The 25,844-nt window shown below is 37.8% G+C and carries 26 protein-coding genes and 1 pseudogene; 2 read left to right on the top strand and 25 right to left on the bottom strand.

What is annotated here, in order from left to right:
- Nucleotides 1-52: 52 nt before the first annotated feature.
- From NST21_RS03220 to NST21_RS03200, 5 genes and pseudogenes are all read right to left on the bottom strand, one after another.
- On the bottom strand, nt 53-1,474 hold the full coding sequence (locus NST21_RS03220) for an amino acid permease (protein WP_340887698.1): 1,422 nt from the start codon (nt 1,472-1,474) through the stop codon (nt 53-55).
- Between the two features lie 49 nt (nt 1,475-1,523).
- Complete coding sequence (locus NST21_RS03215; RefSeq protein WP_340887697.1) at nt 1,524-2,285, bottom strand: dimethylarginine dimethylaminohydrolase family protein; 762 nt, start codon at nt 2,283-2,285, stop codon at nt 1,524-1,526.
- A gap of 166 nt (nt 2,286-2,451) precedes the next feature.
- Entirely contained in the window at nt 2,452-4,068 is a 1,617-nt protein-coding gene (locus tag NST21_RS03210) for a M20/M25/M40 family metallo-hydrolase (protein WP_340887695.1), read from the bottom strand.
- 78 nt (nt 4,069-4,146) lie between these two features.
- Nucleotides 4,147-4,634 (bottom strand): annotated as a pseudogene (locus NST21_RS03205) (hypothetical protein).
- Between the two features lie 7 nt (nt 4,635-4,641).
- A complete protein-coding gene (locus NST21_RS03200; protein WP_340887694.1) occupies nt 4,642-5,526 on the bottom strand; it encodes a dimethylarginine dimethylaminohydrolase family protein in 885 nt (294 codons plus the stop codon).
- Nucleotides 5,527-5,673: 147 nt separating this feature from the next.
- On the opposite strand from NST21_RS03200, the gene NST21_RS03195 reads away from it, so the two are divergent.
- On the top strand, nt 5,674-6,414 hold the full coding sequence (locus NST21_RS03195; RefSeq protein ID WP_340887693.1) for an IclR family transcriptional regulator: 741 nt from the start codon (nt 5,674-5,676) through the stop codon (nt 6,412-6,414).
- 520 nt (nt 6,415-6,934) lie between these two features.
- Here the strand turns inward: NST21_RS03195 and NST21_RS03190 are convergent.
- The 3 genes from NST21_RS03190 to NST21_RS03180 are packed head-to-tail and all read right to left on the bottom strand — an operon-like array spanning nt 6,935 to nt 8,861.
- A complete protein-coding gene (locus NST21_RS03190; RefSeq protein WP_340887692.1) occupies nt 6,935-7,723 on the bottom strand; it encodes an ABC transporter permease in 789 nt (262 codons plus the stop codon).
- Nucleotides 7,720-8,625 carry an ABC transporter ATP-binding protein gene (locus NST21_RS03185; protein WP_340887691.1) on the bottom strand — a complete coding sequence of 302 codons (906 nt, stop codon included), beginning with the start codon at nt 8,623-8,625 and terminating at the stop codon, nt 7,720-7,722. Before NST21_RS03185 ends, NST21_RS03190 begins: the two co-directional genes overlap by 4 nt.
- Nucleotides 8,622-8,861, bottom strand: coding sequence for a PLD nuclease N-terminal domain-containing protein (locus NST21_RS03180; protein ID WP_201182951.1), 240 nt, complete (start codon nt 8,859-8,861; stop codon nt 8,622-8,624). Before NST21_RS03180 ends, NST21_RS03185 begins: the two co-directional genes overlap by 4 nt.
- Nucleotides 8,862-9,349: 488 nt before the next feature.
- On the opposite strand from NST21_RS03180, the gene NST21_RS03175 reads away from it, so the two are divergent.
- A complete protein-coding gene (locus NST21_RS03175; RefSeq protein WP_340887689.1) occupies nt 9,350-9,895 on the top strand; it encodes a helix-turn-helix domain-containing protein in 546 nt (181 codons plus the stop codon).
- A 228-nt stretch (nt 9,896-10,123) separates the two neighbouring features.
- On the opposite strand, the gene NST21_RS03170 is transcribed toward NST21_RS03175, so the two are convergent.
- The 17 genes from NST21_RS03170 to NST21_RS03090 all read right to left on the bottom strand — a co-directional run bounded on the left by NST21_RS03170 (nt 10,124) and on the right by NST21_RS03090 (nt 25,783).
- On the bottom strand, nt 10,124-10,684 hold the full coding sequence (locus tag NST21_RS03170) for a thioredoxin family protein (protein WP_340887688.1): 561 nt from the start codon (nt 10,682-10,684) through the stop codon (nt 10,124-10,126).
- A 417-nt stretch (nt 10,685-11,101) separates the two neighbouring features.
- Nucleotides 11,102-12,445, bottom strand: a complete 1,344-nt coding sequence (locus NST21_RS03165; RefSeq protein WP_340887686.1) for an LLM class flavin-dependent oxidoreductase — start codon at nt 12,443-12,445, stop codon at nt 11,102-11,104.
- A 12-nt stretch (nt 12,446-12,457) separates the two neighbouring features.
- Nucleotides 12,458-13,309, bottom strand: a complete 852-nt coding sequence (locus tag NST21_RS03160; RefSeq protein ID WP_340887683.1) for a MetQ/NlpA family ABC transporter substrate-binding protein — start codon at nt 13,307-13,309, stop codon at nt 12,458-12,460.
- A 35-nt stretch (nt 13,310-13,344) separates the two neighbouring features.
- Complete coding sequence (locus NST21_RS03155; RefSeq protein ID WP_340887681.1) at nt 13,345-13,995, bottom strand: methionine ABC transporter permease; 651 nt, start codon at nt 13,993-13,995, stop codon at nt 13,345-13,347.
- Nucleotides 13,937-15,016, bottom strand: coding sequence for a methionine ABC transporter ATP-binding protein (locus tag NST21_RS03150; protein ID WP_340887678.1), 1,080 nt, complete (start codon nt 15,014-15,016; stop codon nt 13,937-13,939). The genes NST21_RS03155 and NST21_RS03150 overlap by 59 nt, the downstream gene beginning before the upstream one ends.
- A 50-nt stretch (nt 15,017-15,066) precedes the next feature.
- Nucleotides 15,067-15,900, bottom strand: a complete 834-nt coding sequence (locus NST21_RS03145; RefSeq protein ID WP_340887676.1) for a MetQ/NlpA family ABC transporter substrate-binding protein — start codon at nt 15,898-15,900, stop codon at nt 15,067-15,069.
- A gap of 109 nt (nt 15,901-16,009) precedes the next feature.
- Complete coding sequence (locus NST21_RS03140; RefSeq protein WP_340887673.1) at nt 16,010-16,999, bottom strand: LLM class flavin-dependent oxidoreductase; 990 nt, start codon at nt 16,997-16,999, stop codon at nt 16,010-16,012.
- A gap of 590 nt (nt 17,000-17,589) precedes the next feature.
- The gene (locus NST21_RS03135) at nt 17,590-18,732 is read right to left on the bottom strand and encodes an amidohydrolase (RefSeq protein ID WP_340887670.1); all 1,143 of its coding nucleotides are present in this window, start codon (nt 18,730-18,732) and stop codon (nt 17,590-17,592) included.
- A gap of 14 nt (nt 18,733-18,746) precedes the next feature.
- Nucleotides 18,747-19,256, bottom strand: coding sequence for a GNAT family N-acetyltransferase (locus NST21_RS03130; protein WP_089362828.1), 510 nt, complete (start codon nt 19,254-19,256; stop codon nt 18,747-18,749).
- A 23-nt stretch (nt 19,257-19,279) separates the two neighbouring features.
- Nucleotides 19,280-20,050: an amino acid ABC transporter ATP-binding protein gene (locus NST21_RS03125; RefSeq protein ID WP_340887665.1), complete on the bottom strand. Its 771-nt coding sequence runs from the start codon at nt 20,048-20,050 to the stop codon at nt 19,280-19,282.
- Nucleotides 20,047-20,757 carry an amino acid ABC transporter permease gene (locus NST21_RS03120; RefSeq protein WP_340887664.1) on the bottom strand — a complete coding sequence of 237 codons (711 nt, stop codon included), beginning with the start codon at nt 20,755-20,757 and terminating at the stop codon, nt 20,047-20,049. Before NST21_RS03120 ends, NST21_RS03125 begins: the two co-directional genes overlap by 4 nt.
- Before the next feature lie 20 nt (nt 20,758-20,777).
- Nucleotides 20,778-21,485, bottom strand: coding sequence for an amino acid ABC transporter permease (locus NST21_RS03115; protein WP_340887663.1), 708 nt, complete (start codon nt 21,483-21,485; stop codon nt 20,778-20,780).
- A 32-nt stretch (nt 21,486-21,517) separates the two neighbouring features.
- Nucleotides 21,518-22,342 (bottom strand): amino acid ABC transporter substrate-binding protein, encoded by an 825-nt coding sequence (locus NST21_RS03110; RefSeq protein ID WP_340887661.1) that lies wholly within the window; start codon nt 22,340-22,342, stop codon nt 21,518-21,520.
- A 20-nt stretch (nt 22,343-22,362) separates the two neighbouring features.
- Nucleotides 22,363-22,896 carry a GNAT family N-acetyltransferase gene (locus NST21_RS03105; protein ID WP_340887658.1) on the bottom strand — a complete coding sequence of 178 codons (534 nt, stop codon included), beginning with the start codon at nt 22,894-22,896 and terminating at the stop codon, nt 22,363-22,365.
- 150 nt (nt 22,897-23,046) lie between these two features.
- Nucleotides 23,047-23,307: a glutaredoxin family protein gene (locus tag NST21_RS03100; protein WP_340887657.1), complete on the bottom strand. Its 261-nt coding sequence runs from the start codon at nt 23,305-23,307 to the stop codon at nt 23,047-23,049.
- A gap of 38 nt (nt 23,308-23,345) precedes the next feature.
- Nucleotides 23,346-24,680, bottom strand: coding sequence for an LLM class flavin-dependent oxidoreductase (locus NST21_RS03095; protein WP_056522416.1), 1,335 nt, complete (start codon nt 24,678-24,680; stop codon nt 23,346-23,348).
- 74 nt (nt 24,681-24,754) lie between these two features.
- Nucleotides 24,755-25,783 (bottom strand): LLM class flavin-dependent oxidoreductase, encoded by a 1,029-nt coding sequence (locus NST21_RS03090; protein ID WP_340887654.1) that lies wholly within the window; start codon nt 25,781-25,783, stop codon nt 24,755-24,757.
- Nucleotides 25,784-25,844 lie beyond the last annotated feature (61 nt).

Below are 25,844 nucleotides of genomic sequence, written 5' to 3'. Positions count from 1 at the left end.
AATTTTATCCTAACCCAGTAATCCAAGGAGATAACGCCCTATAGATTCTAAACTACAATATTTTTTCATTACTACTATCAACATTTATTGTTGACTCTACTTTCTTAGCCAGTTTAAATTTATAGAATAATATACAGGCGATTAAAAATCCTATCCCATAAAATAATCCGACTCGTTGAGTAGAATCAAAAGCAAGAAATACTAGAATCAAAAAGCAAAATCCTAAACAAAACAATGGGACAAATGGATAAAATGGTACTTTGTATTGTAATTCTTCCGTTTTCCCACCCGCTTTTAAAAACTTCCTTCGAAACATATATTGCGATAAAGCAATTCCCATCCATGAAATCGTGACGGAAATACCTGCGACTGACATAAGTAATACGAACACAGTATCAGCAGCAATAAAGCTGGTCAATAACGATAAGAGTGAAAAAGACATTGTAAAAAGAAGGGCATTCAACGGTACTTTTCTCTTAGACAAAATACCAAATATCTTAGGTGCCATTCCATCATGTGCCATCGACCAAAGTAAACGTGAAGATGCATAAAGACATGAATTTCCAACAGAAAGAATAGCTGTCAAAATAATAAAATTCATGATACCTGCTGCATAAGGGACCCCCGCTATCTTCATTAAAGTTACAAAAGGACTTTCTAATAAACCTAATTCAGAAGAAGGGAATATGGCAGAAAGAATAATAATGGACGCAATGTAGAATACAATGATTCTAAAAATTACATTTCGAATAGCTCTAGGTATGTTCTCTTCAGGATTTTCACTTTCCCCTGCTGCAATCCCTATTAGTTCTGAGCCTTGATAGGAAAATATTACATTCATCATTGTCACAAAGACAATTGCAATACCACCTGCTGGGAAAAGTCCAGAAGGAGCTAGATTCTCAAAGAATGGGGTTGGACGATCAGATAAGGAGACAAAGCCAAAGATGCCAGCGATTCCAATTAAGATAAACAAGATTACCGCAACGATTTTTATTCCAGCGAACCAATATTCCGCCTCTGCAAAACCTCTTGTCGTTAACGCATTCAATGTAAATAAAAGTACAATGAACACAGCACACCAAATCCAGATAGGAACATGAGGGAACCAGTGTTTCATCAATATTCCCGCTGCTGTAAACTCAACTCCTGCAGTTGCGGCTGAACCGACGAAATACATCCATCCGAGCGAAAAACCAGCAGAAGGTCCAATATATGTAGTAGCATATTTTTGGAATGAACCTGTAACCGGCATATGAACGGCTAGCTCGCCTAGACAGACCATTACCATATACAAAATAAGACCACCTGCTAAATAACCCACCAGAGCCCCTCCAGCCCCTGCTTGATTAATTGTATAGCCTGCATTTAAAAATAGGCCTGTCCCAATAACGCCACCAAGCGAAAGCATAAATAAATGACGTCTTTTCATTGAGCGTTGCAGTTGTTCATTGTTTTCCAAACCATTCCCCATATTATCACGTCCTTTTCTTTGCTATTAATCCACCTTCTTCCTAACTAACTTAGAATCTTAATGAGAGACAACTAAGACCGCCATCTTGTTTTTGGAATTCTGACATCTCCACTTCAATCACAGTGTATCCAACATCTTCAATCTTTTTCTTTGTTCCCTCAAATCCTTTCGGAACAATAATGTAGTCGTTCATTCGGACGCAGTTACCCGAATATTCTTCGTCCTCTGTTACAACAATTTGATTATAGCTAGAAAAAGCTTCATGATTGATGAATTCTCCGGCCACTAATAAATTATTGTCTCCTAGATAATTCACACCCGTTTTTAAATGAAAGAATTTCTTAAGAGGAATGATGGTCGTATCATAACCATACTTACCCATAATATCCTTGAACTGCCGAGCACCTGCTTCATTTGTTCTTGAAGAAAGTCCAACATAGAAGCGATCCTCTGCCTGCATAACATCTCCGCCATCTAACATACCTGGAGATTGAATATACTCAATTGTGTCATAAAAGTCTTTTAAAACTTCTTTCATTTCAATAATCTCACCATTTCGGCTTTCTGCACCAGGATTCGTTACAAGGGCACATTTTGGCGTCAACACGGCGGTATCTTCTACAAACGTAGAATCAGAGTATGTTTCATCCGATTCGAGAACAGTCACTCTCACACCACAGCGTTTTAATGCTTCTATATAAGCCTCGTGTTGTACAAGCGCTTTTTCATAATCCGGGTTTCCTAAATCCGATGTTGTTAAGCCATTTACATAACTTTTACCAATCTTTCGTACAATCGCATGTTTAAACATATTTATTCCTCCTAATATAGTTAACTTAATTTTTTTAAAATAGGGACAGTTAAACCATCTGAACCTTCCGGACCTTATTGCACTTGTGCTCCAAACTGTACAAGCAGTTTTTTAGTTATTGGATTTTCGGCACCACTAACCTTGTAGAAACGATAGGACCCCTCCTTCACTTCTCAACCAAACTCTTAAACATACTCTTTATTAGTCTCTCCAGCATAACGGGCGTATGAACAAAGGCACTATCGATGTGAAGGCGCTCAGTACGCTGGTGTGCATCCTTGCCGAACGGACCCACATTGAGCACGGGTGCTTGAAGTTGAAGCATATCAGCGAAAGGAATGCTATAAGTATCGCCCCAGACTGGCGTATTCTTTTCAAAAGCAGTCCAGCCATCAGCCTCATCACTATATTGAACATAGCTTAAGTCGCAAAGACCATTAAAATAATGAATTTGGCTGACATCGTCATCAAACAAGCGGGCAGTTTCCTTTATTAATTTCACAGAATCAATGATAAGCGGATCATCGGATGTATTGACAGCAGGATAATATGGCGGTGCAAACATCAATACAATGGCCGGCGCAAGCTCCTGACATTGAATCATCAGTTTATCTGCGATTCGCAGTGATTTTTCCCGCTCATCCCAATCCATGTTTCCTTGGACTTCACTCTTTATTTCCTCAACAAAATTTGCACCAAATTTCCCCTCGGCATAAGAAAGTAACTTTTCGTAGCGCAATACTTTTACTTCGCCTACACCTTCAATCTGTTCACGCTGGCAAACAGCTTTATATGATTCATTGCACATTATCGCTGCTTCCTGTGCAACCTGCTCGAATATATCCATAATTTCAGCAGCGCTTCTTTTCATAATGAAAACATTATAAAGGGCGGCTGCACGATAAGGAGTCTGTGTTGAATATTGTAATTTCAAATCTTTTTGCTGAAGCGAAACGGGTAAAGGTGTATCCTCTCCGAGATCACTTTCCTGAAACAGAGTGTTCCACTCCATGAGTTGAGTAAGGAACGAGGCAATATAGTTAGCTGTAATTCCCTTTAAAGGCTCACCAACGTGAGTTTCTTTTCCATAAAAAAGAGCAGCCGGCATGATTTTCCCCAACGTTCCAGAATAGATATAATGTCTATCATCTCCCGGTTTCTGTGAAAAAGATGGTTCACTGTTAAAAAACATTTTATAAGAAAGGTCATATTTATCACGCAAAGTCACAAGTTCTTTAACTGCAGCTCTCATTCCCGCTGAATTCACTTCCTCATCTGGGACGGTTAATAGCAGAAGATTGATAGGCCATTGTTCGATACTTGCTTTTTCGATGAGAGCCATATGAAGGGCAAGTCCCATTTTCATATCCATCGTTCCTCTTCCAAACAAGTATTTTCCCGATTCAAGATCAATGCGAGCTTCTTCCGGTAAATTATCTTTTCGTTCATGAAGTTTTTTTGTGAGCTCCTCTGGTTGAAAAGCAAGAGTCTCTAGATCGCCGTATTCTTCGGTCTGGACCGTATCAAAATGGCTAATTAATACGACTGTCTCCTTTGCTTCAGGATGTTTGTAAAAGGCATTGACAAAATTTCTCCCTAGATCAACTTCGTGAAGTGATAAGTGCTCTGGATTCCTTTTAAAATAATCAAGCTTGCTTAATTTCTCTTGAACTTTATAAGGAAACATGCATTCCCCTTCAGTAAGAGTACGGCTTTCCCAGCTAACAAGTTCACATAATAAAGCACGAAGAGTTTCAGGTGTACCCCATAGTAATCGACTCATTGAAATCCCCCTTCCGGTTTTTAATAAATGTAAGAATGTAGGAAAAACCAATCTTCTTTTATCTAAATTTTCTGTTTTTTAAAAGCGTAGTGACAAACAGCTCAATCCACCGTCCTGCTTTTGGAACTCAGACATTTCCAGTTCAATCGTTTTAAAACCAACTTCATTCATTTTACGTTTCGTCTCTTCGTATCCCTTTGGAATAATCACATAATCATTTACAAGGATACAGTTTGCTGAGTATTCGTTTTGAGTTGAAACCGTTATTTTCTTGTATTGTGAAAAATTATGATGATTGATAAATTCACCTGCAGCTACAATCAAGTTTTCCCCAAGGTATGCGATTCCTGTTTTCAGACAGCGGTATCTTCAACGAATGTTGAATCTGGAAATTCCTCGCTTGCTGGCAAGTGTGTAACTGAAACCCCGCATTTTTTTAATGCTTCCACATAAGCAGCATGCTTCTCTAATAATCTTTCATAATCTGGCTTGCCTAGGTCGGAGGTTGTTAAACCATTTACATAACTTTCTCCCAGTGTTTTTACAATTACATGTTTATACTTAATTTCCCCCTCAATATTTGATATTCGTACGTACAACTGGACAGGTTAAACAAGTTGGTCCTCCAGTACCTTTATAACTGATTTCAGTTCCCTTGTATTCATATACTGTGGCTCCAGCATCAAGAAGCTGTTGTTTAGTGTAAGCGTTACCAGAAGACATTACACAAACACGCGGAGCTAATGCAAGCACATTGCAGCCTAAGTTCATGTACTCATCATCCGGCACTTCAATAAGCTGAATACCGCGATCAATAAGCAGTTTTCTGAAAAATACTGGCATAAGACGAGAATGGACTACTGCTAAATCATGGTCTACCATGCTGATAAAGGACATAAGATGGAGGCACTCTGCCTCGCCTTGATCATGTGTAAGCTGGACTACGATGAATTCATCGACAAGATGAGCGGTCATTTCTTTTAATTGCCGAATAGCTTCAGCGTTTGTACGATAACCATGTCCGACAACAAGTGTCCGATCATCAAGCCAAACGATATCACCGCCATCTGCGACAGCATCACCAGTTAAAACACCAATAATCGGTATGTCCTTCTCCTTACAAAACTCCTTGTATACATTTGCTTCAGGCTGTCTCAATTCTTTCCCAGACTTTAAAATAATGGCTCCTTCATTTGTGAATTTTACAGGATCATGCGCATATAAGGAGTCCATTCCGACTTCCGAAGATGCGGGCAAATAATCGATGTTTGGAACATATTTCTCCAAAATAGAAATAAAGTCACCATACTCTGTTAGGGCTTCTTTGAAATCCGGCTCTTCTATATAGTTGAAATTCTGCCATTCTTGGCTTATATGCTCTTGACTAATAAAAGCGTCGTTCGGATGTTTTACAATGACACGTTCTAATGGTTGGTACATAGACGAACAATATGTCATTACCTTCCCTCCTTTTTCCGCATATCGGAAAACGTTTCCGGCAATAGGAAATTTTCTTAAATTATAAAATTAAATATGGTATAATGTCAATATGTTTTAAATCTTCAGTTTTTTTGTAACTCGTAATGAAAGATAGGTGGTAAGTTTATGCAATCAATTGACCGGGCCATGAACGTTATTAAGGTGCTAGTTTCCGATTCATCGGAAAACTGGCTGTCTATTACGGAACTATCTCATGAATGTGAACTTCCGGTTAGTTCCATGCACCGTTTGTTAAAAGCAATGTCCAAGCATGGCCTAATTCAACAAGACGAACAATCCAAACAATATGGTTTAGGAAATATTTGGCTCGAATATGGTTTGCGTATGTATGACAAAATGGATTACATCAGTCAAATAAGGCCTGAACTAGAAAGGCTTATGAACAAAGTGGAGGAAAGCGTCTATCTTAGCCAGCCAGTAGGAATTGAGTCACTCATTATCGAACGAATCGACAGTGAAAAAAGCCAAATCCGTGTTTATGACCAGCTTGGCTCACGAGTCCCTATGCATATTGGAGCTGCTAATAAGGTAATGCTCGCCTATATGCCATATAATCAAGCGAAAAAAATCGTAGATGCTCTTTTGCCAGTTCAAGAAAGAGCAGCTTTTTGGGATATATTGAAAGAAACTAAAATGAAGGGACATGGAATCAGTCACAGTGAAAGAACAGAAGGAACATCTTCTGTAGCTGTTCCGGTCTTAAACCATTTTGGAGAAGTGCATGGGGCAGTGAGTATTGGTTTTGTCAGCTTTAACTTGACAGAAGACAGACTTGATTTTCTCATTAAAAATGTGATTGAAACCGGCAATCGAGTTTCTTCAAAATTGGGGTATAGAGGACCATGAATATGAGACCAGTGGATGAACGGTATTCACGAAACGATTCATCCATTAAAATCTTGTTGATTTATAATAAACCCTGAAAATTTTAATAAGTCGTCACTTCTTTTCCGAATTAATCTTTTCGTTAAAATTTCAGTCTTTCCCTTACAATTAACGCAAATAATCAAAGCGATCAATATGGTAGATTGTGGTAGATTGTTATTCCACCAAACCAATTATAAAGATAGTAGGCCTCAGATCCTAAGCAGATAGAAACGGGTGTCACATTACTTCAAAACCTTGTCTCTGAAACCGATAGCATAATAAAAAAGGACCCAAAAGTGTCTGAAATCACCACAACTTTAAAATATAGATTTCATCTATTATTCTAAGGTTGTGGTTCGATAAAATTCCCCCTTTTTTTATTTTTAAATTTACACCGTTTAAAATTTTCTTGGTTGAGTAACTTTTTTCTAAATCTGTGATGCTTAACAATGTTATCATCCCCCCATCACTTCATGATTAACACATTTCTGCCTTCTACTTATTCATTATTAAATTTCTTTTTAGAAATCCATATGTTTGTTACTAAGATTGTTAGTGCTGACAATACAATTGTCAATATTACACTCCAGATTACATCTGTATTGACTGTCCCTAAAATAAGTACTTCCATAGCATGTTTACTCATACTTGCCGGGTTCACATTGTCTATAACAGGACTTAAACCCACTACGATTCTACAGCCCAGTAAAAATACTATTGATATTAATGCAATAATACCCTGACTATTAAAAATAGTACTGATCATTGTCGTGAATGAAACTATAAATAGAATCCACATCAGATAGAACAACAAAGCTACTAATAAGTCCACAAAATCAACTCTCGTAAACAATAAAATAACATACAGATATGAGACCAAGTATCCTAGCACTACACTACAAGCAACAAACAAATAATTGGAAATAACTTTTCCACTTATATAAGAAACAACCGTAACAGGTCTTGTAAGAATAAAGGCTAACATACCATTTGCTTTATCAGACTGTACGACCCCCATCATGGAAACGATAATAATCATGACCCCTAATTGATCAAATTGAGACCCTAATGTACTAGCAAGTACTTCGCCGCCTTTTTGAGCAGCCATACTTGGATCTATAGTGATCCCTTGGCCTCCACCTAGTGCCTTTAATATTGAAGGTAAGTAATAACTAACAACTGGTTGAGTTAATCCTAAAAATATAAATACAAGAGGCAGCCAAATAACTTTGAATTCACGTACCATCTGCACAAATTCCTTTTTCGCTAAAACGGTAAAATTATTCATTTTTCCACCACCAATTTTAAGAATATCTCTTCCAATGTATCGTTATCTATTTCAAACCGTACAAGATCAACATTGTGTTCCAGAGCACTCGCCAGTAATAAATTCTTGTTTAATTCTATATTTTCCACTTCTACTTTTAATTTATTTCCCATTACCTCTACACCTTTTACAAAGTTCAAGCTTTTAACGATTTCAATCCATTCTTGATTTTTAACTGTTAAATCAACATTAATTTTATTTTCACTATTCCTGTTTAATAATTCTGTCATTGTAGTATCTTCAATTTTTTCACCATTCTTTATAATGACAAATCTCTCACATATTTCTTCTGCATCACTTAATATATGTGTTGATAATAAAATGGTCGTCTCTTTCTTTATTTCTTCTATTATATTTAGAACTTCTCTTCGACCAATTGGATCTAATGCCGAAACCGGTTCATCCATTACAATCAAAGATGGTTTATGTAACAATGCTTGCGCAATTCCAAGTCTCTGTTTCATTCCACCTGAAAAGGTTCTTACCTTTGAATTCTCTTCCCCACTTAACCCTACTTTCGACATTATTTCTGGAATACTCCGTGTTAATTCTTCCTTCTTTATTCCTGATAGCTGTCCCATAAAAGTAAGGGTTTCTTTGGCAGTCATCCATTGAAAAAAGTTTGGGTATTGTGGTAAGTAGCCTATTTCCCTTTTCATTTTAGAAATTTTCTTACCACCAAGTAAGACTTCTCCCATGCTTGGATCTATAATATCTGCAATAACTTTTATTAGTGTCGATTTACCTGCCCCATTAGGCCCTATCAATCCAACACATTCCCCTGATTGTAGTTCCATTGAAAAATTATTAACCGCTGTTTTTTCTTTAAATTTTTTAGTAACATTTTTGATTTCTAATTTCATATTCTGTCACTGTCCTTTCTACCAATAACAAAGTACAGTATTGGACCAAGAGTGTTTACAAAAATAATAATGAGTGTCCACAATAAAATATTTTTCCTCGTTTTTCGATGTCTGTATAAATCAATTAAAGCTATAAGGACTAAAATAAATCCAATAGCAATTACCGGTAAAATAATCGGCAGAAAAGACATGAAATCAATATTCTTAAATTCGTCCCATCCGTAATGCAATTGCATAACTACCACTCCTATAATTTAATAACTCAAAATAAAACGTTATCATTATTGATAATGATAACATGATAATTGGAATATTGCACCTATTTTTTTCTTTTAAAAATATTGTTTTAGTTTTTATTATTATTTATAATGATAATATTATCATTATAAATAATAATAAAAATATAGTGGGATTTATGTAAGCTAAAACTAGGATTTTTTAATCCTATTGTTTGAACTCATTTCATCTTTTAAAAAAATAATTACATATATTTTTTAAAAAATGCATAATACTTTCTTCAAAATACATTACGGTAAAAATTTTCTAATTTGATTAAATGTATTCTTTTACTATTATCTTACTTAAATGAAAATGATTTAACCATACACTATATGACAAAATGAAGTTATTATTCGTGATCTATATGATAAGAAAAGAACAATATTGGGATTATCGAATTGATTATCATTATGTAGTATCAAATTTCTAACGTAAGGAGAATAAAATGATTAATAAAGCTGAAATTTTAATGCACCCCGTAAGAATAAAGATCTCCCAAGCTTTAATGAGAAACAGAGAAAATGGATTAACACCACTAGAAATGTTAAAAATCATTAAAGATGTACCTCAGGCAACATTGTATCGACATATACAAGTTTTGTTAGATTCTGGAGTTATTCGCATTGTGAAAGAGAAAAAAGTGAGATCAGTTTCCGAAAAATACTACGTTTTAAATGAAGAAGAGGCACGACTTAGTGGAGAAGAGTGGAAAAAATCTTCTAATGAGAAAAAGTTGAACTATTATTCTTATTATCAATTATCACTTATGACTCAATATCAAAATTACCTTACTAAATTAGAAGAACGAGATTGCTCAGAAGATGGTTCAACCTTTTCACTTTTAGAACTAAAGCTTGATGATGAAAGTTTTATTAACTTTCAAAATGAATTAAACGATCTAATGTTAAAATACTACAAAGCCACTAACCAAAGTGCTAAACAGGATTCTCCAATTCGAACCATTGGCGTTACCATTATTCCAGAATCATAAACAAATGAAAAAAGGCTGCCCCAAAACATGGCGCCATGAACCATATCCTTAACATATAGAAAAAAACACTACAAATAAAAAAACGAGTGTAAAACAGCTTACGTTTTACACTCGTTTTTTTTGAGTTACACCCACGCTTCTCTTCTTATCGGAGTGGCTTTCAGTAAGGTAGGCGGGTTTATAGAACAATAAAATATCCGCGTTTTAAACGAGGAATTAATTCAGATTTTATATCTTTACTAAGGCTTCTTTTATACTGCTGTATACTTCGTTCCAAAGCTGTTTATCTTCAGAAAAAGCTTGAGTCATTTTTTTAAATACTTCTTTTTGCTCTGCCTCGAAGCTTTCGTCATCCTTAGGTGGCAGAACTGATCGCAACTCCATAACTTTCTCTTGTACCTTTGGTGCACGAGGCCCCCAAACCGCTTTTTCTTCACCATTCTTATCAATAAATATAAAAATAGGAATTGAACGCGCTGTTCCATTTGTTAAGTATTGATCTATCAGCTCAAGGTTTTGATCACGTAAAACCATGTGAGTTTCAATATTTGCGGCTTCTGCAATGTTTAAAAGAATAGGTATATTCATCATCGCGTCTCCGCACCAGTCTTCAGTAATGATAATAACTCGAAGGTCTTTCGCTTTTAAATCATTAAAAAAATCTTGGTCTACCTCCGAAACAGAAAACCGATCATAAATCGATTGTAAGCTTTCTTTATGAACTTTCATCGAAGCAACAAAGTCTTTAGCAGGAATCCCCTTTTCAAACCATTCATTCAAAGTCGTCATCATAATTCTCCTATCTTTATTTATTTAAAAGTACCATAAACAACTTATGATTTCATTGTTTCCACTCTAATAATCAACAAGAATTTCCGAGTTGTGGATCACTAACAGCAGCCTGATAAAGTAAAAACATGTTTTCTTTCTCGTGTGAAAAGGGAAAACTCTAATTACAATTAAAAGCTAGGGCTAACTAACTATTATATTTTGAGCATTCAGTCAGTTATTTGCTGTGTACCGGTAATTTCCGGCAGCATCATGATTGGTGATTCTTCTATAAAAAAAAAAGTCATATATATAAGTAGGAGAAAAGAATGGAGAGGCTAGGATTTCTCCTTGTCTCTCTTTCCTTTGTCCGCACCTAATATATGCCTTCATTTGATGGATATAATGAAGATGTGAGAAATCTATTCCTTGCTCCCCTTAATTTACTATTTCTTCATTAACAAAGCGATTTTTTGGATTCTTTAATCCAAGGTGATCACGGAGAGTGTCTCCTTCGTAGTCCAAACGGAACAAACCCCTCTCCTGTAAAATTGGAACAACCATCTCGACGAAATCCTCTAAGTCGCCTGGTAACAGTGGAAATTGAAGCATAAAGCCATCTGCAGCTTTTTCGGTAAACCATACCTCCATTTCATCGGCTACTTGAGTTGGTGTTCCGACAAATCTATCACGTCTGGCAGGACTGAAAAATCTCGCATATAATTCACCGACTTTTAAGTCTTCTTCATCAATAATTTTCTTCATTTCATTAAAGTTACTTTGTATGCTATTTACTGATGGAAACTCAACATCCTTCGCTAGCGTATCTAAAGAGTATTTCGAAAAATCAACATTGCCCATATAACCAGAAACGAATTTCAAACTCTCATAAGGGTCGACGAGACTTTGGAGTTTATTGTATTTTTGAACGGCTATTTCTTCGGTTTCTCCGATAATAGGGGAAATGCCGTGAAGGATGTGGAGCTCCTCTCCGCTTCTTCCAAAATCCATTAAAGACGATTTTAATTCTTGATAATATCGTTTCGATTCTTCAATGTTATCCCAATGTGTGAAAACGACTTCGGCTGTTCGAGCGGCTAATCGCTGCCCTGGTAGAGAAGCACCCGCTTGAATAATGACCGGCTGTCCCTGCGCCGATCGTGCAATATTCAACGGACCTTTAACCGAAAAATAGTTGCCTTTATAATGAAGCTCATGCACTTTATCAGGATCAAAAAATTGTCCCGTTTCTTTGTTATACACAAATGCATCATCTTCCCAAGAATCCCATAATCCCTGCACAACGTCGATGAACTCCTCTGCTCGTTCATAACGATGATCGTGTGCCCAATGTTTATCACGACTGAAATTCAAGGCCGTCTCTCCGGTCGCATCAGCTGTTGTAACAACATTCCACCCCACCCTTCCGCCGCTTATATGGTCAACGGAAGCAAATTGGCGAGCGAGTACATATGGTTCACTGTAGGTTGTAGAAGCCGTCGCCCCAATGCCAATTTTTTCTGTCGCTGCAGCTAATGCTGTAATTAGTACAATCGGATCAAATCGATTAAGTATTTGAGGATGCGATTCATGATTAATGGCCAAACTATCTGCCACAAAGGCAAGATCAAATTTCCCTTTCTCCGCAATTTTTGACAGTCTTTGCAAAGCTTTCACATCAATACTTGCATTCGGATTTGATGCCGGATGTCGCCACGACGCAACATGCATACCTGTTCCAATCAGATAAGCAGCTAGCTTCATCTGTCTGTCTTGAGCCATTCTAATCTCTCCTTATTTATTAGAATATATCTCCTTATAACTGCTCAATTCTTTCAAGGTAATGAATGTTGGAATATAGTTTCCATTGTAAGTTTCTTCAATAAAATTAGCCGTTTTCTCTGATTGATAGAGATCAACTAATTTTCGGTAAATTTCATTGTCTTGATCTTCACTCCTAGCCGCTATGATATTAATATAAGGCTTTGCAGTACTACTTTCATAAATAAGAGCATCTTTTAAATTTAGTCCCGCTTCTACCGCAACTCCATTATTAATCACCGAACCAGCTGTATCTTCCATCACACGTGGAGCACTGGCACTATCGACAGGAACAATTTCGATTTTCTTCGGATTTTCTTTTATTTTGTCCTGTCCACCATTTCCGTCAAAGTCATCAACAACCTTTAAGAGTTTTGCTTCTTGTAATAACAATAAAGCTCTTCCCCAGTTTGCTGGGTCATTGGGCACAGCAATTTGTGCACCATTTGGAATTTCTTCCACCGATTTATATTTACTTGAATACAAACCGAGAGGAGCAATAATTGTAGTCCCAATTGGAACGATGTCTGTATCGTTCTTCGCATTAAATGAATCTAAATAGGCAATATGTTGAAAGGCGTTGATATCAATATCCCCTTCTGCCAGCGCTTCGTTCGGATCATAAGCCGATGAGAAATTAACAATTTCAATTTCCACCCCTTCTTTTTCAGCCTGTTCCTTTAAAAATTCCCATGTTCGAAGTTCAGAATTTCTAATCCCGACCTTCACTTTCGTTTGTTTCTCCCCCGCATTAGTTGAATCACTTGAGCAACCTGTCAATAACACCCCCAAGATAAGCAATAAAGGTAAAATACATTTTTTCATCATTTATTCCCCTCTCTGTCTGTTCAGTACCACCACTACACTCTTCTAATTTTTCGTTCGAGTATATTTCCTAAACTTTGTACTCCCTGAACTACAATTACTAGAATTACAACGGTGACGAATATCGTAATAGTGCTAAAGCGTTGATAGCCATATGTTATCGCTACATCACCAAGTCCACCGCCACCTATAGCGCCTGCCATAGCTGTAGCGCCTACTAAACCAATTGTTGCAGTTGTTATACTCAGAATTAACGACGCAAAAGCCTCAGGCATTAAAAACCTGAAAATAATTTGTAACGGTGTTGCTCCCATAGCTTTCGCAGCTTCAATAATGCCTTCATCTACTTCTAATAGCGAATTCTCTACAAGTCTTGAGATATATGGGCCAATATGAAGCACGAGTGGTACAATTGCTGCTGTCGTACCAATCGACGTACCAACAATTAGTCTTGTAAATGGAATAATCGCCACAAGCAAGATAATAAACGGAATCGATCGGAGAATGTTTACAATTGGATTCACTATAGAAAAAATAAATTTATTTTCATAAATATGACCTTTTCTTGTTACAACCAATAAAATGCCTAAGAATATTCCAATGATGCTTCCAAAAAAAAGTGAAATACTAACCATGTACAGCGTTTCCCACAATGCGTTTAAAATGAGCTCTTTGCTTACTTCCATCCTTCGTAACCTCCTTCACTTCAACCTTTTGATTCTTTATAAACTGAAATGCCCGAACAATTTCATCATCATTTCCTATTATTTCAACAATTAAATTACCAAATGGGATGCCTTGCAACTCAGTAATATTGCCGAACAGAACGTTTATTTCCACATTAAACTTCTTCGCTGTTTTTGAAACGATAGGCTGCCCAGAGCTCAATCCCAAAAAATCAATTTTAAAAATCCGGCTGAAATAGGTATCCTCATTGAGCAATCCATAAACACTTGATGGTACTTCATCGCGAACAACCGATCGAATGAAGTTACGTGTTGTTTCTGTACGTGGCCGGGCAAAAATATCGATCACATTTCCTGATTCAATCACGCACCCATCCTCCATCACTGCAACCCGATTACAAATTTCTTTAATCACTTCCATTTCGTGCGTGATAATTAGAATGGTAATTTTATATTCTTCATTTATCCGTTTCAATAGATTCAAGATTGATTTTGTTGTTTGTGGATCCAATGCCGATGTTGCTTCATCACATAATAGAATCGAAGGGTTTGTAGCCAAAGCACGGGCAATCCCGACACGTTGCTTTTGTCCACCTGATAGCTGATTTGGATAATTCATTGCTTTGTCTTCTAGACCAACAAAACGGAGAATCTCATAAACTCGTTCTTCAATCTCTTTTTTCTTTTTTTTACTTAACAATAATGGCATCGCCACATTATCAAAGACTGTTTTGGAATTAAGTAAATTAAAATGCTGAAAAATCATGCCAATATTTTTCTTAGCTTCACGCAAATCTTTTTCAGACATCTTTGCTAGATCTTTTCCTTCTACAATCACTTCACCTAAAGTAGGATATTCTAATAGATTCACAGTTCGGATGAGTGTACTTTTTCCTGCTCCACTAAAACCGATGACTCCGAATATATCCCCTTTTTCAACGGTTATATTAATCTCCTTTAACGCTTCAATTTTCTTCTCTCCGTCATCAAATACTTTTGAAACCTGGCGAAATTCAATCAAAGTGGCCACCTCCTCTTTTTAACTAGTTTGGTTTAGAAAACTCACTTCACTTAAAACGCAGGCACGACGGCTCCTTCATATTTATCTAAAATAAATTCTTTGACCTTTTCCGTCGTTAATGCATTCGCAAGCTTTTGGATCGCTTTATCGTCCTTATTGTCTGGACGAGCAACTAAAATGTTAACATATGGTGAATCCTTTCCTTCAATTATCAGTGCATCATCGAGAGGTTTTAACCCTCCTTCTAGCGCATAGTTTGTGTTAATGGCCGACGCTTCCACATCGTCAAGCGAGTGAACTAAAAGAGGGGAATCGACTGGAATGAATTCTAATTTTTTAACATTTTTTGTAATGTCCTCAATCGTATAATCCCCTGACTTAGAAGCATCCAACTCAATGATATTATTTGCCGCAAAAAGCTGTAACGATCGCGAAAAGTTTACTGGATCTTTCGGTACGGCTACTTTCGCTCCGTCTGACAATTCACCTATAGACTTAATTTTCTTTGAATAGACACCAAATGGTTCAATATGTACACCCTTCACATTAACCAAATTTAAACCACTATCTTTATTTACTTGCTCTAAGTACGGGGTATGTTGAAAGAAGTTTGCATCCAATTCTTTGTCTGCTGTTTGTTGATTCGTTTGAATACCATCCGTAGAAATCACTACATCCAGTTTCACGCCTTGTTTTTCTAAATCCGGTGCGATAAACTCTAAAATTTCTGCATGTGGTATTGAGGCTGCACTAATTTTCAAAGTCACTTCCTCATCCTTGTCTCCTTTACTCTCCGATGATGTTTGCTCATTATTTCCACAAGCTCCTAATATCAGCAATACTACTGTTAAAATCGTTACGGACAGCCATTTAATTTTCTTCAATGTTTCTCGCTCCTTTTTTTATCCTTTTATATTGGAATAACAAATATTTATCAGCTGCTTCATACCCGCTGGATGTTTTCTTTTCCTTCTATATGATAGTCTCTTCCCCTTAGAGAAGCGGAAGCGGACTCAACAACTGAAAAGATTGAATCCGTTCTGCTTCTGTTCGAAGCGGTGTATGCAAAATAAATTCATCCACTTGATAAACTTTCTGAAGTTCCTTTAGAATTCCGTTTACATATCCTGGAGTCCCAGCAATAACACTTGCGGTCTGCTCTTCAATTTCGTAAGCTTCACCAGCCTGCTTCTCAAATGACTCAGCCTGTTCACGTGATTGAACTGTCAGTGTCCGGCCACTTTGAAGATGAATTTTAAATAGTTTGTGATCGCTTGCCAGCTCCTCTGCTTTTTGTTGGGTAGGAGCTGCCACAACGGCTACTGATACCATAAAACGACCTTCTGGGTACTTGCTTCGGTAAGCAGAGGAAGCTTCTTTCAGCATGGTATCATCACTATTAATAAATCTGGCGAATACAAAATCCATTCCGAGGTTTGCGGCTAGTTGTGCACTGTTTGAGCTTGCACCAAGCAGAAAAGTTTCGGGCTTTTCAGGAGGTATCGGTGTTGCTTGAATACCAGAGAGCAAATGATCGTCATTGATTGAATTTTCAATAATTTCCCGCAATAAGGATGCACGTTCACCAAAATCTTTCCCATCATTTACAGTTCCAAATTGTAATGCTTTTGTTGATAAGGGAAATCCACCTGGTGCTTTACCAATGCCAAGATCTACCCTGCCCGGAGCAAGAGTGGATAAAACATGAAAATTTTCAGCGACTTTATAAGGACTATAGTGCTGAAGCATGACACCTCCTGAACCTACACGAATAGATGTGGTTTGCGATAATAAATAAGAAATTAATACTTCCGGTGAAGAGCCAGCAACTTGTTCCATATGATGATGTTCCGATACCCAAAAACGCGTATATCCCCATTCTTCAGCTTTTTGAGCTAGGTTTACGGTTTGCTTAAGTGCATCAACTGCCGAATTCCCAGGAAAAATAGGGCTTTGATCTAAAATTCCAAGCTTAAAACTCATATATCTCCCTCCAATCATTAATACCAAGTTAACCAATCTAGATAGTCAATTTGAATTGATTGAAATTCATCCTAACATTGTAAACAAGCACTTGACAACACCTTATTTGATAGAAAAATTTATTTAATTGATTAAAAAACTCTATCATTCGCTTATGAGTATGGAATACCTTTGCCAAATTACTTAACCTCACTTTCGCCTATTAGGGTTAAGAAATATTTTTTATAGAGATCTAATCTTCTAAACCCTATCAGAACTAAGAATCATCAATGAGAGGAAGAGAAAAGGATAGAGGAATCTATGAAAAACTTGAATGAATTAATGAACGAAGAGTGGCTATGTAGTTAAGGTAAAATGGAGGGGGGAATGTTCGCATCAGCTGACTTGCAGAAGTGAAAAGAGGCTCCCAACCGGATAAGTCATTCACGGAGCTTACACAATACAAAAGCAGCTATCTGAATAGTTAATTTGTGGTGGATTTATCATGCCTTTGCTTGAAATTAAGTTGCAGATATCCTTGGAATTACGAAAATTAGGGTGCTAGGCACGAACCAATTTTAGATCGTGTCTGGCACCTTTGTCATGTATGTTCACCACTTACCCTGGTTATGTAATAAATCCTTGGCACTTTCATATAAAAAATAAGCGGCTTTAATAATGGCTTTTTCATCAACAGTAAAAGCTGGATGATGCCAGTCTTCGTTTCCGTTTGTACCAAAAAAGGCAAAGGTACCGGGGATATGTTGAAGGTAATAAGCGAAATCTTCACCACCCATTGAAGGTTCTGGATTGATTACATGCAATGATTGCTGTCGAGCAGACCCGCGTGCCAACTCTGTGACTGCCGGATGATTAAGAAGCGCGGGGGGCCCAGGAAACCAACCAATCGCAGCTTCCTGTGAAAAAGCAGCTGCAATATGATTAACAATCGAATAAAACTTTTCTTTTACTTCTTCGCGGATCCCAGAATTAAAGGTTCGAATCGTTCCTTCGAGTATGGCGTCACCCGGAATTACATTCCAAGTGTTTCCACCTGTTATTCTCGTAACACTCACCACAGCAGAATCTAATGGGGATACATTCCGGCTGACGATAGTTTGAAGAGCGGTAATAAGCTGAGCCGCTGCCGCTATTGGATCTTTTCCGTTTTGAGGGATGGCCGCGTGGCTCCCCTTCCCTTGAAGAACAATATGAAAACGGTCCACTGCCGCCATTAACGGACCATCTTTTATCCCAATGGTACCGACAGGCAAATTGGGTTTATTGTGCAGCCCAATCACAGCCGCTACATCGTCAATTTGACCATCTTTTATCACATGTACCGCTCCGCCACCTAATTCTTCTGCGGGTTGAAAAAGCAATCGCACTGTCCCGCACAACTCTGATTGATATTCTTTCAAAAGGTAGGCAGCACCTATAACAGCTGCCGTATGAAAATCATGGCCGCATGCATGCATCACTCCTTTTACTTTCGAAGCAAATGGAAGCCCGGTTCGTTCCTCAATCGGAAGAGCATCGATATCTGCCCTTATGGCTACTGTCGGTCCGGGTTTGCCACCCTTTATATCTGCAAAAACACCTGTTTTCAATCCTGTATGACGGATCTCAATGCCCTCTTCCTCGAGCCACGTTTGTATCGATTTTGTCGTTTCAAATTCTTCATGTGATAACTCCGGATATTGATGTAAATGGCGCCGTATCGATATTAAGCGCTTTTCCAGCTCTCGACTCATACAGTCGCCTCCTTCTATAAATCTAAGCGATAGCATTTTACTAAAATATCATGATTTTGAAATTCTTTCGTTCGATCCCGTTTAAAGCCAAACCATTCGTATAGTTTAATGGCTTTATGCATCTTATCAGTAGAATGTAAATACAAACTGGACGCACCTTGTGATTTTGCATAATTTACACTAGCTTTTAATAATTCCTGTGCGATACCGCGTCCCCTTGATTCGGGGTGAACAGCCAACAACCGAATGATTGGTGAAAAAATTCCAAGTTCCGGCTTTTCATATGCTTTTTCAGATGACTGAAAAAGCTGTAATGTACCAAGGATATCCTGATTGCACTTTGCAACCAACACCTTATCAACATGTGGATTATCCACCGAGGATTCAATATTTTTTAAATATCCTTCCCAAGCTTCCGGGTTCGAATATTCATGTTCATATTGTTGATAACTTTCTACCAATAAACGGCGCACCGTCTCTTTATCTTCTTCAATCAATTCATCGACTACGATTGTATTAATCATACGTCCTCCTTTTGCCCCTTCCTTTAATTGGCCCTTTCTTCTAAAAACGATACGGAAAAATCTCTTGATATCCGGTTTAAAAATTTTCGTGTTCGCTCTTCCTTTGGAGCATTAAAAATCTCCAATGGTGACCCTTCTTCTACAATGACCCCGCCATCCATGAAAAGAACACGATCCGATATCTCTTTAGCAAAACTCATTTCATGGGTTACAATCACCATCGTGATGCCTTCCTGTGCAATTGTTTTTATGACAGAAAGCACCTCCCCGACCAACTCAGGATCGAGTGCCGACGTTGGCTCGTCAAATAGAATGACTTCCGGATTTAAAGCAAGTGCCCTAGCAATTCCAACTCTTTGCTGTTGACCTCCTGACAATTGAGAAGGGAAATAGTTATGCTTATCTCCCAAACCTACTTTTTCCAATAACAGCTCGCTTTCCCGTTTCGCTTCAGCTTTCTTATATTTTTTTGTAACAATTAGCCCTTCCATTACATTCTCCAAAACAGTTTTATGAGCAAATAAATTATAATGCTGAAAAACCATTGCCGATTGTCTTCTAAGGGATAAGATTTCCCTTTTGGTCGCCTTCTTAGACTTCACCTGTATATCTCCCACTTGAACAATTCCCTCATCTGGTTTCTCTAGAAAGTTCAAGCACCTAAGCAGGGTCGTTTTCCCTGATCCACTTGGGCCAAGAATGGTAACTACTTCTCCCTTGCCTATTTTCAAATTAATCCCTTTTAAAACGGGCTGCTGGTTAAATGATTTTTTTATATCTTTTAAATAAATCATTGTACTCCTCCTCGATTATAGGCAGTGGCCTTTTTCTCAATTAAAAACGAAAGCCCCTCTGCAATGATTGTGAGACCCCAATAAATTAAACCAGCAGCGATAAAAGACTCCAAAAATTTCAAATTGGTGGATGCAACTATATTGGCTGCTCCTGTCATTTCTTTTTGCGATACAATGAAAGCAATGGATGACGTATGCAAGAATCCAATGAAAATATTCGTGAAATTCGGGATGGACTGAGCAATGGCCTGTGGCAAAACTATTCGCGTCATGGCTTGAAACGAATTCATACCCACGGAATAGGCTGCCTCCATTTGGCCATTGGAGACACTGATAATTCCCGATCTGAATATTTCTGATAAATAGGCACCCGCACTCAACGATAAGGCGGTTAAGACAAATAAAATGATCGGAATGGAATTAGATTGAATACCTAAATCAAATTTTTTTGAAATTTGATCGATTAATAATGGAAAACCGAAATAAATGAGCATTATGTGCATAATAATCGGTGTTCCTCTAAAGAAGGAAACATATCCATTTGCAACTCTACATAGAAATTTCACTTTATATATCCTAATCAAGGCAACAGAGAGGCCGAGAATAAAACCTGCAAGAAGAGGAAGAATCGTTAAGATAAGTGTGATCGGAAGTGCTTTAATAATCTCCTTAAAAGCAGTCCAAATGAATAGAATATCAATCGTCAAGTCCTTCTCTCCTCCCTTTGTTATCCAGTAACAGACACATCAACAGTTTGATGCCGATTAATGCGATTTTCATAAAGTCTGAACATTTTCTCAAACAATAGCACGACTGCATAATAGATAACAGCTAATGAGAGATAGACCTCGAGAGCATGTGCAGTTGCGGCGATTAATGTCTCTCCCCTACCCATCATATCCATTACGCCGATGGTAAAGGCAAGTGAGGTGTCCTTCAAGGATCCGATAATAGAGTTTGCGATATTCGGAAAAGCAATCCGTATTGCCTGAGGAAGCACAATTCGAAAGAAACTTTGACTATTATTCATGCCAACAGAATAGGCCGCTTCCGTTTGCCCATAATCGACAGCCTTAATCGCTCCTCGGAATATTTCTGCGAAATGCGCCCCATTACTTAATGCATAAGTAATAATGACAAAATACAGAGCATCCATTCTTGAAATATCAATATTAATGAATAAAAGGATTGCAGGCAGTCCATAAAAAACTAGAAATAATTGTATTAAGATAGGAGTTCCCCGAATGAATGAAATATACAAAATGACTAATTGATTCAAAAAAGGGATACGAAATAATCTCAGGATGGCTGCCGCTATCCCGATGACCATTCCTAATAAAACGGATGCTGCCAGAATTTGCAATGTTACTCCAAGATAATATATTAGCGTCGGAATGAAATCGACGATTAATGAAGGATCAAATGCTTTCCCCATGCTTTAGCACCTCCGCGCTTACTGCTATCTAATTAAAATCCTACTGAATAGTCTGCGCCCAGCCACTTTTTACTTAGTTCGCTAACTACCCCATCTTTTTTCAGCTCCACAAGTGCTTCATCAATTCTCTTCTGTAAAGGCGTTTCGTCTTTTCTTAGTAAAAAGTATACTTTTGAATTAAGAAGTGGCTCACCCACAACCTTTTGCTGTGCATCTGCTTGTTTATTTAAGAAGTCGACTGCAAATGGTGTAGTAATGGTAGCATCCGCCCGACCAGTTTTGATTTGATTCTTCGTATCATCTACGCCTTGGCCAGAATAGACAATTTCAATACCGGCATTATTTTCTTTATTATACTTTTCAAGAAAAACAGCAGAATTGCTCGTTGCACTCACTATCGCTTTTTTTCCTTTTAGATCTTTAATGGAATGAATATCATTGTTGTCCTGATGAACTGTAACTTGAAGCGGAAAGACATTATATGGTTCTTTATTAAATAAAAATTTTTCTTTTCGTTCATCATTCACCTCCATTTGGTGAGCAACAAAATCGATTTTGTTCGTTTCTAAACTTAATAATAGATTCGAAAATTCCATCGTTTTAAATTCAAATTCATATTCAGGCAGCTTTTCATCGATTTGACGAACCAACTCGACATCATACCCTGTTAATTTACCATTTTTATCCAAAAAGCAAATATTAGGGAATTGCGTTCCTGTTCCGACAATGATTTTCTGAACTTTTTTATCTTCTGAATCTCCAGAACTTGATTTTGCTGTACTCGTTGTTTCTTTCGAAGAGCAAGCTCCCAAAAAAGTAAGTAGCAGTGCCATAACAATTAATAATGTTTTTTTCATCTCAAATTCCCCCGACGTTTTTAATTACTAACAATTGGTTCTTTATTTTCAATAATGCGATACAACGTTTCATCGAGAACTTTACGAAGATACACAATTTTTTCTCCATCGTTATCTCGTTCAGCAAAAATCTCATAGCCTCTTCTTTCATAAATGGAAACAAGCCAAGGATGACGATCAGCTGTCGCCAAATAGACAGCCGGCGCTTTCACCTGTTTCCGAAGTGCGTTTTCTTCCACCCAGGTTAACAAAGTCGAGCCAAAACCTTTTTGTTTGTATAGGGGGTCGACTGCAAACCACCAAATGAATGGGTATGGACTGAACTGATCAGGATCATTCCAGGGATGACGAACTGTCACAGTGGAAACAATTTGGCCCTCCTGTTCTAAAACGTAAGTGAGATTCCGCCGAATATTATTCGTCACTAGCTGCAAATCAGCTGTCGCAGCCAAAAAGTTAATATTCAATTCTCTAATTGGTTCATAAGCCCGAAGTGTAAGGTTCATCACTTCTGGGGCATCCTCTACAGTAGCAAGACGGATTAGCTGTGTCATGATTAACTCCCCTTTTCTATAACATATTATTTACACAAGAATAGTCGGATTTAAATCAGCAATTTCTCCTTTAACACTCGTTCCATCACTATTTCATCAAGTTCATTTCCATTTAAGAATATGTCAACTTCTTAAGTCTGCTAAATTTTGTTACTGTAAGCGTTCGAGTACTTTTTCAAGATGAGGTATTCCAATTTCCGTAACACTCTCATATACGTTACCTCGCCCAATTTCAATAATAGGCACATATCGAACACCATATTTGATTTCTAAAATATCTCGCCGTTCATCATGATCGGTAACATCCACCGTTTGATAAGCAATGTCCTTTTCTTTTAAGTATTGTTTAACCTCTTCACAATAGTGACATCCTTGTTTGGACCAAACGACGACAGATAGCGCTTCTCCCATTTCGTATTCCTCCTTCATTTTTTTAAATGATACTTCAATTATTGGTTAATCTTTTCTTTCGCATGACGATTTTCCGGGAATGGAAGCCCCAAGTTGCCTCTTAATGTTTCTGCTTCATATTCAGTACGATATATTCCCCTTTTTTGAAGGATAGGAATCACATAAGATACAAAGTCACTTAAAGCATTTGGAACACTTGAAGCAAAGATAAATCCGTCCGCCCCCTTCTCTTCGAACCATTGCTGAATCAAATTCGCTACATTCTCTGGAGTTCCAATAAAAGAAGTCCGAGGTGTAGTCTCCTTAAGTGCTACTTGACGGAGCGTTAACTGTTTCTCCTTCGCTTCCTGTTTAATTCGATCAGTCGTACTTCGGAAACTGTTTTTTCCGATGTCTCCGAGATCTGGGAAAGGTGCATCCAGTTCATATTGAGAAAAATCATGATGATCGAAGTATCGTCCCAAATAGTCAAGCGCCTTATCTATAGAAACTAGGTTAGCGAGTTCTTGATATTTGTACTCCGCCTCTTCCTCAGTTGTACCAATGATTGGCGCGATACCTGGCAGAATCACAATTTCATCAGGATTTCTCCCAAATGCAATAGCCCTGTTTTTTACATCTTGATAAAAAGTCTTGGCATCTTCCAATGTTGGTTGACCTGTAAAGATTGCATCCGCTTCTTTAGCGGCAAAATTTTTGCCATCTTCTGATGAACCTGCTTGAAAAACGACTGGTCTCCCCTGTTTAGATCTAGCAATGTTGAGTGGTCCTTGCACGGAGAAAAATTCTCCTTTATGTTTTAATTGATGCATTTTAGAAGGATCAAAAAACTCACCGGACTCTTTATCCCGAGTAAACGCGTCATCCTCCCAGGAATCCCAAAGTCCTTTGGTAACTTGTATATATTCTGATGCTATCCGATAGCGTTTGGCATGATCAGGGTGTTCTTCAATCGTTTTGTTATAGTTCAAGGCAGTACTCTCAAGAGGTGTAGTAACAAGGTTCCATCCGCCACGACCTTGACTAATGTGATCAAGTGAAGCAAATTGCCGGGCTACAGTAAATGGCTCACTGTATGAGGTGGAAACAGTTCCGACAAGCCCTATTCTTGATGTAAAAGCAGCGAGTGCGGATAAAATGGTCAGTGGTTCAAATCGATTTAAAAAATGCGGAATTGACTTCTCATTGATAAACAAACCGTCAGCAATGAAAAGTAAATCGAACTTTCCCTCTTCAGCCTTCTGGGCCTGCTCCTTATAAAATTCAAGACTAACACTGGCATCTGCTTGAATGTCAGGATGCCTCCAACCAGATATACTCCCTCCAACTCCATGTATAAGTGCTCCCAATTTCAACTTTCTTTGCTTGGACATTGATACTCCTCCTTTAATTTTCATAGAAAACAAGTGAATCCATTTTTAACTCTGCAGCCATCTACTGAACATCTTTAATTAATGAAGGCTTTCTTTTGGCCCGTAAAGTGATCCTCTTCAGTTAAAAGTGGACTTAACAGCTGAAAAGACCTGAATCGTTCTGCTTCTTTTAAAACCGGCGTATGTAAGATAAACTCATCTACCCCATAGTTTTCATGAAAATTTGTTAATATCCCTTTCACGTAAGAGGGAGTTCCAGCAATAATATTGGAATCCTGTTCTTCTATTTCGTAAGACTCCCCAGACTGCTTCCCAAATAACTCTGCTTGCACAAGTGTTTGGACCGTAACAGAACGACCACTTTTGAGATGAACTTTCACAATCTTTTGATCACCTGTTAACTGTTCTGCTTCTTGTTGTGAAGGAGCAGCAATCACTGAAACTGATACCTTAAAGCTCCCAGTTGGATAGATACTTTGGTAAATGCGTGCAGCATCTTCGAGTACAGTCTCATTACTATTGATAAATCGAGCAAATACATAAGCTATACCAAGATCGGCTGCTAGCCTGGCACTGTCAGCACTCGCACCAAGCAGAAACATTTTTGGTTTTTTCGAAGGGAGTGGTGTCGCTTTAATACCTGCAAGCGGGTGAGTTTCATTAACCGAATCTTCAATTATTTTTTGCAAAAAAGATAACCGCTCTTCGAAATCTTTTCCATCATTCACAGTACCAAACTGTAGCGCCTTCGTTGATAAGGGGAGACCACCGGGTGCCTTTCCAATACCAAGGTCTACTCTGCCAGGTGAAAGATTTGATAACACGTGAAAGTTTTCCGCCACTTTATATGGGCTATAGTGCTGAAGCATTACACCTCCAGATCCCACCTTAATCGATTTTGTTTGGGCCAACAAGTACGATATCAATACTTCTGGGGAAGATCCAGCCAGCTGTTCTGCATGATGATGCTCTGATACCCAGAAACGGGTATACCCCCATTCCTCAGCATGTCTAGCTAGATTAATAGTTTGCTGTAGTGCATCAAAAGCCGAAGTTCCTGGAAATATCGGGCTCTGGTCTAAAATGCCAAGCTTATAACTCATACTATCTCCTCCACGTTTAATTCATAGCTTACTTATAAGAATAATGGTTTATTTGTAATTG

The organism is Peribacillus sp. FSL K6-1552, from assembly GCF_038005205.1.
Classification (GTDB): domain Bacteria; phylum Bacillota; class Bacilli; order Bacillales; family DSM-1321; genus Peribacillus; species Peribacillus butanolivorans.
This window is presented reverse-complemented; position numbering and strand designations above follow the sequence as displayed.

Coding starts and splice junctions, on each gene's coding strand:
- NST21_RS03115 (WP_340887663.1), bottom strand. CDS start 21,485: ATGGGGAAAGCATTTGATCCTTCATTAATCGTCGATTTCATTCCGACG.
- NST21_RS03155 (WP_340887681.1), bottom strand. CDS start 13,995: ATGGAAGTAAGCAAAGAGCTCATTTTAAACGCATTGTGGGAAACGCTG.
- NST21_RS03180 (WP_201182951.1), bottom strand. CDS start 8,861: ATGCAATTGCATTACGGATGGGACGAATTTAAGAATATTGATTTCATG.
- NST21_RS03165 (WP_340887686.1), bottom strand. CDS start 12,445: ATGGCTCAAGACAGACAGATGAAGCTAGCTGCTTATCTGATTGGAACA.
- NST21_RS03175 (WP_340887689.1), top strand. CDS start 9,350: ATGATTAATAAAGCTGAAATTTTAATGCACCCCGTAAGAATAAAGATC.
- NST21_RS03160 (WP_340887683.1), bottom strand. CDS start 13,309: ATGAAAAAATGTATTTTACCTTTATTGCTTATCTTGGGGGTGTTATTG.
- NST21_RS03125 (WP_340887665.1), bottom strand. CDS start 20,050: ATGATTTATTTAAAAGATATAAAAAAATCATTTAACCAGCAGCCCGTT.
- NST21_RS03095 (WP_056522416.1), bottom strand. CDS start 24,680: ATGTCCAAGCAAAGAAAGTTGAAATTGGGAGCACTTATACATGGAGTT.
- NST21_RS03210 (WP_340887695.1), bottom strand. CDS start 4,068: ATGAGTCGATTACTATGGGGTACACCTGAAACTCTTCGTGCTTTATTA.
- NST21_RS03135 (WP_340887670.1), bottom strand. CDS start 18,732: ATGAGTCGAGAGCTGGAAAAGCGCTTAATATCGATACGGCGCCATTTA.
- NST21_RS03130 (WP_089362828.1), bottom strand. CDS start 19,256: ATGATTAATACAATCGTAGTCGATGAATTGATTGAAGAAGATAAAGAG.
- NST21_RS03100 (WP_340887657.1), bottom strand. CDS start 23,307: ATGGGAGAAGCGCTATCTGTCGTCGTTTGGTCCAAACAAGGATGTCAC.
- NST21_RS03140 (WP_340887673.1), bottom strand. CDS start 16,999: ATGAGTTTTAAGCTTGGAATTTTAGATCAAAGCCCTATTTTTCCTGGG.
- NST21_RS03170 (WP_340887688.1), bottom strand. CDS start 10,684: ATGACGACTTTGAATGAATGGTTTGAAAAGGGGATTCCTGCTAAAGAC.
- NST21_RS03190 (WP_340887692.1), bottom strand. CDS start 7,723: ATGAATAATTTTACCGTTTTAGCGAAAAAGGAATTTGTGCAGATGGTA.
- NST21_RS03185 (WP_340887691.1), bottom strand. CDS start 8,625: ATGAAATTAGAAATCAAAAATGTTACTAAAAAATTTAAAGAAAAAACA.
- NST21_RS03110 (WP_340887661.1), bottom strand. CDS start 22,342: ATGAAAAAAACATTATTAATTGTTATGGCACTGCTACTTACTTTTTTG.
- NST21_RS03195 (WP_340887693.1), top strand. CDS start 5,674: ATGCAATCAATTGACCGGGCCATGAACGTTATTAAGGTGCTAGTTTCC.
- NST21_RS03215 (WP_340887697.1), bottom strand. CDS start 2,285: ATGTTTAAACATGCGATTGTACGAAAGATTGGTAAAAGTTATGTAAAT.
- NST21_RS03220 (WP_340887698.1), bottom strand. CDS start 1,474: ATGGGGAATGGTTTGGAAAACAATGAACAACTGCAACGCTCAATGAAA.
- NST21_RS03090 (WP_340887654.1), bottom strand. CDS start 25,783: ATGAGTTATAAGCTTGGCATTTTAGACCAGAGCCCGATATTTCCAGGA.
- NST21_RS03200 (WP_340887694.1), bottom strand. CDS start 5,526: ATGACATATTGTTCGTCTATGTACCAACCATTAGAACGTGTCATTGTA.
- NST21_RS03105 (WP_340887658.1), bottom strand. CDS start 22,896: ATGACACAGCTAATCCGTCTTGCTACTGTAGAGGATGCCCCAGAAGTG.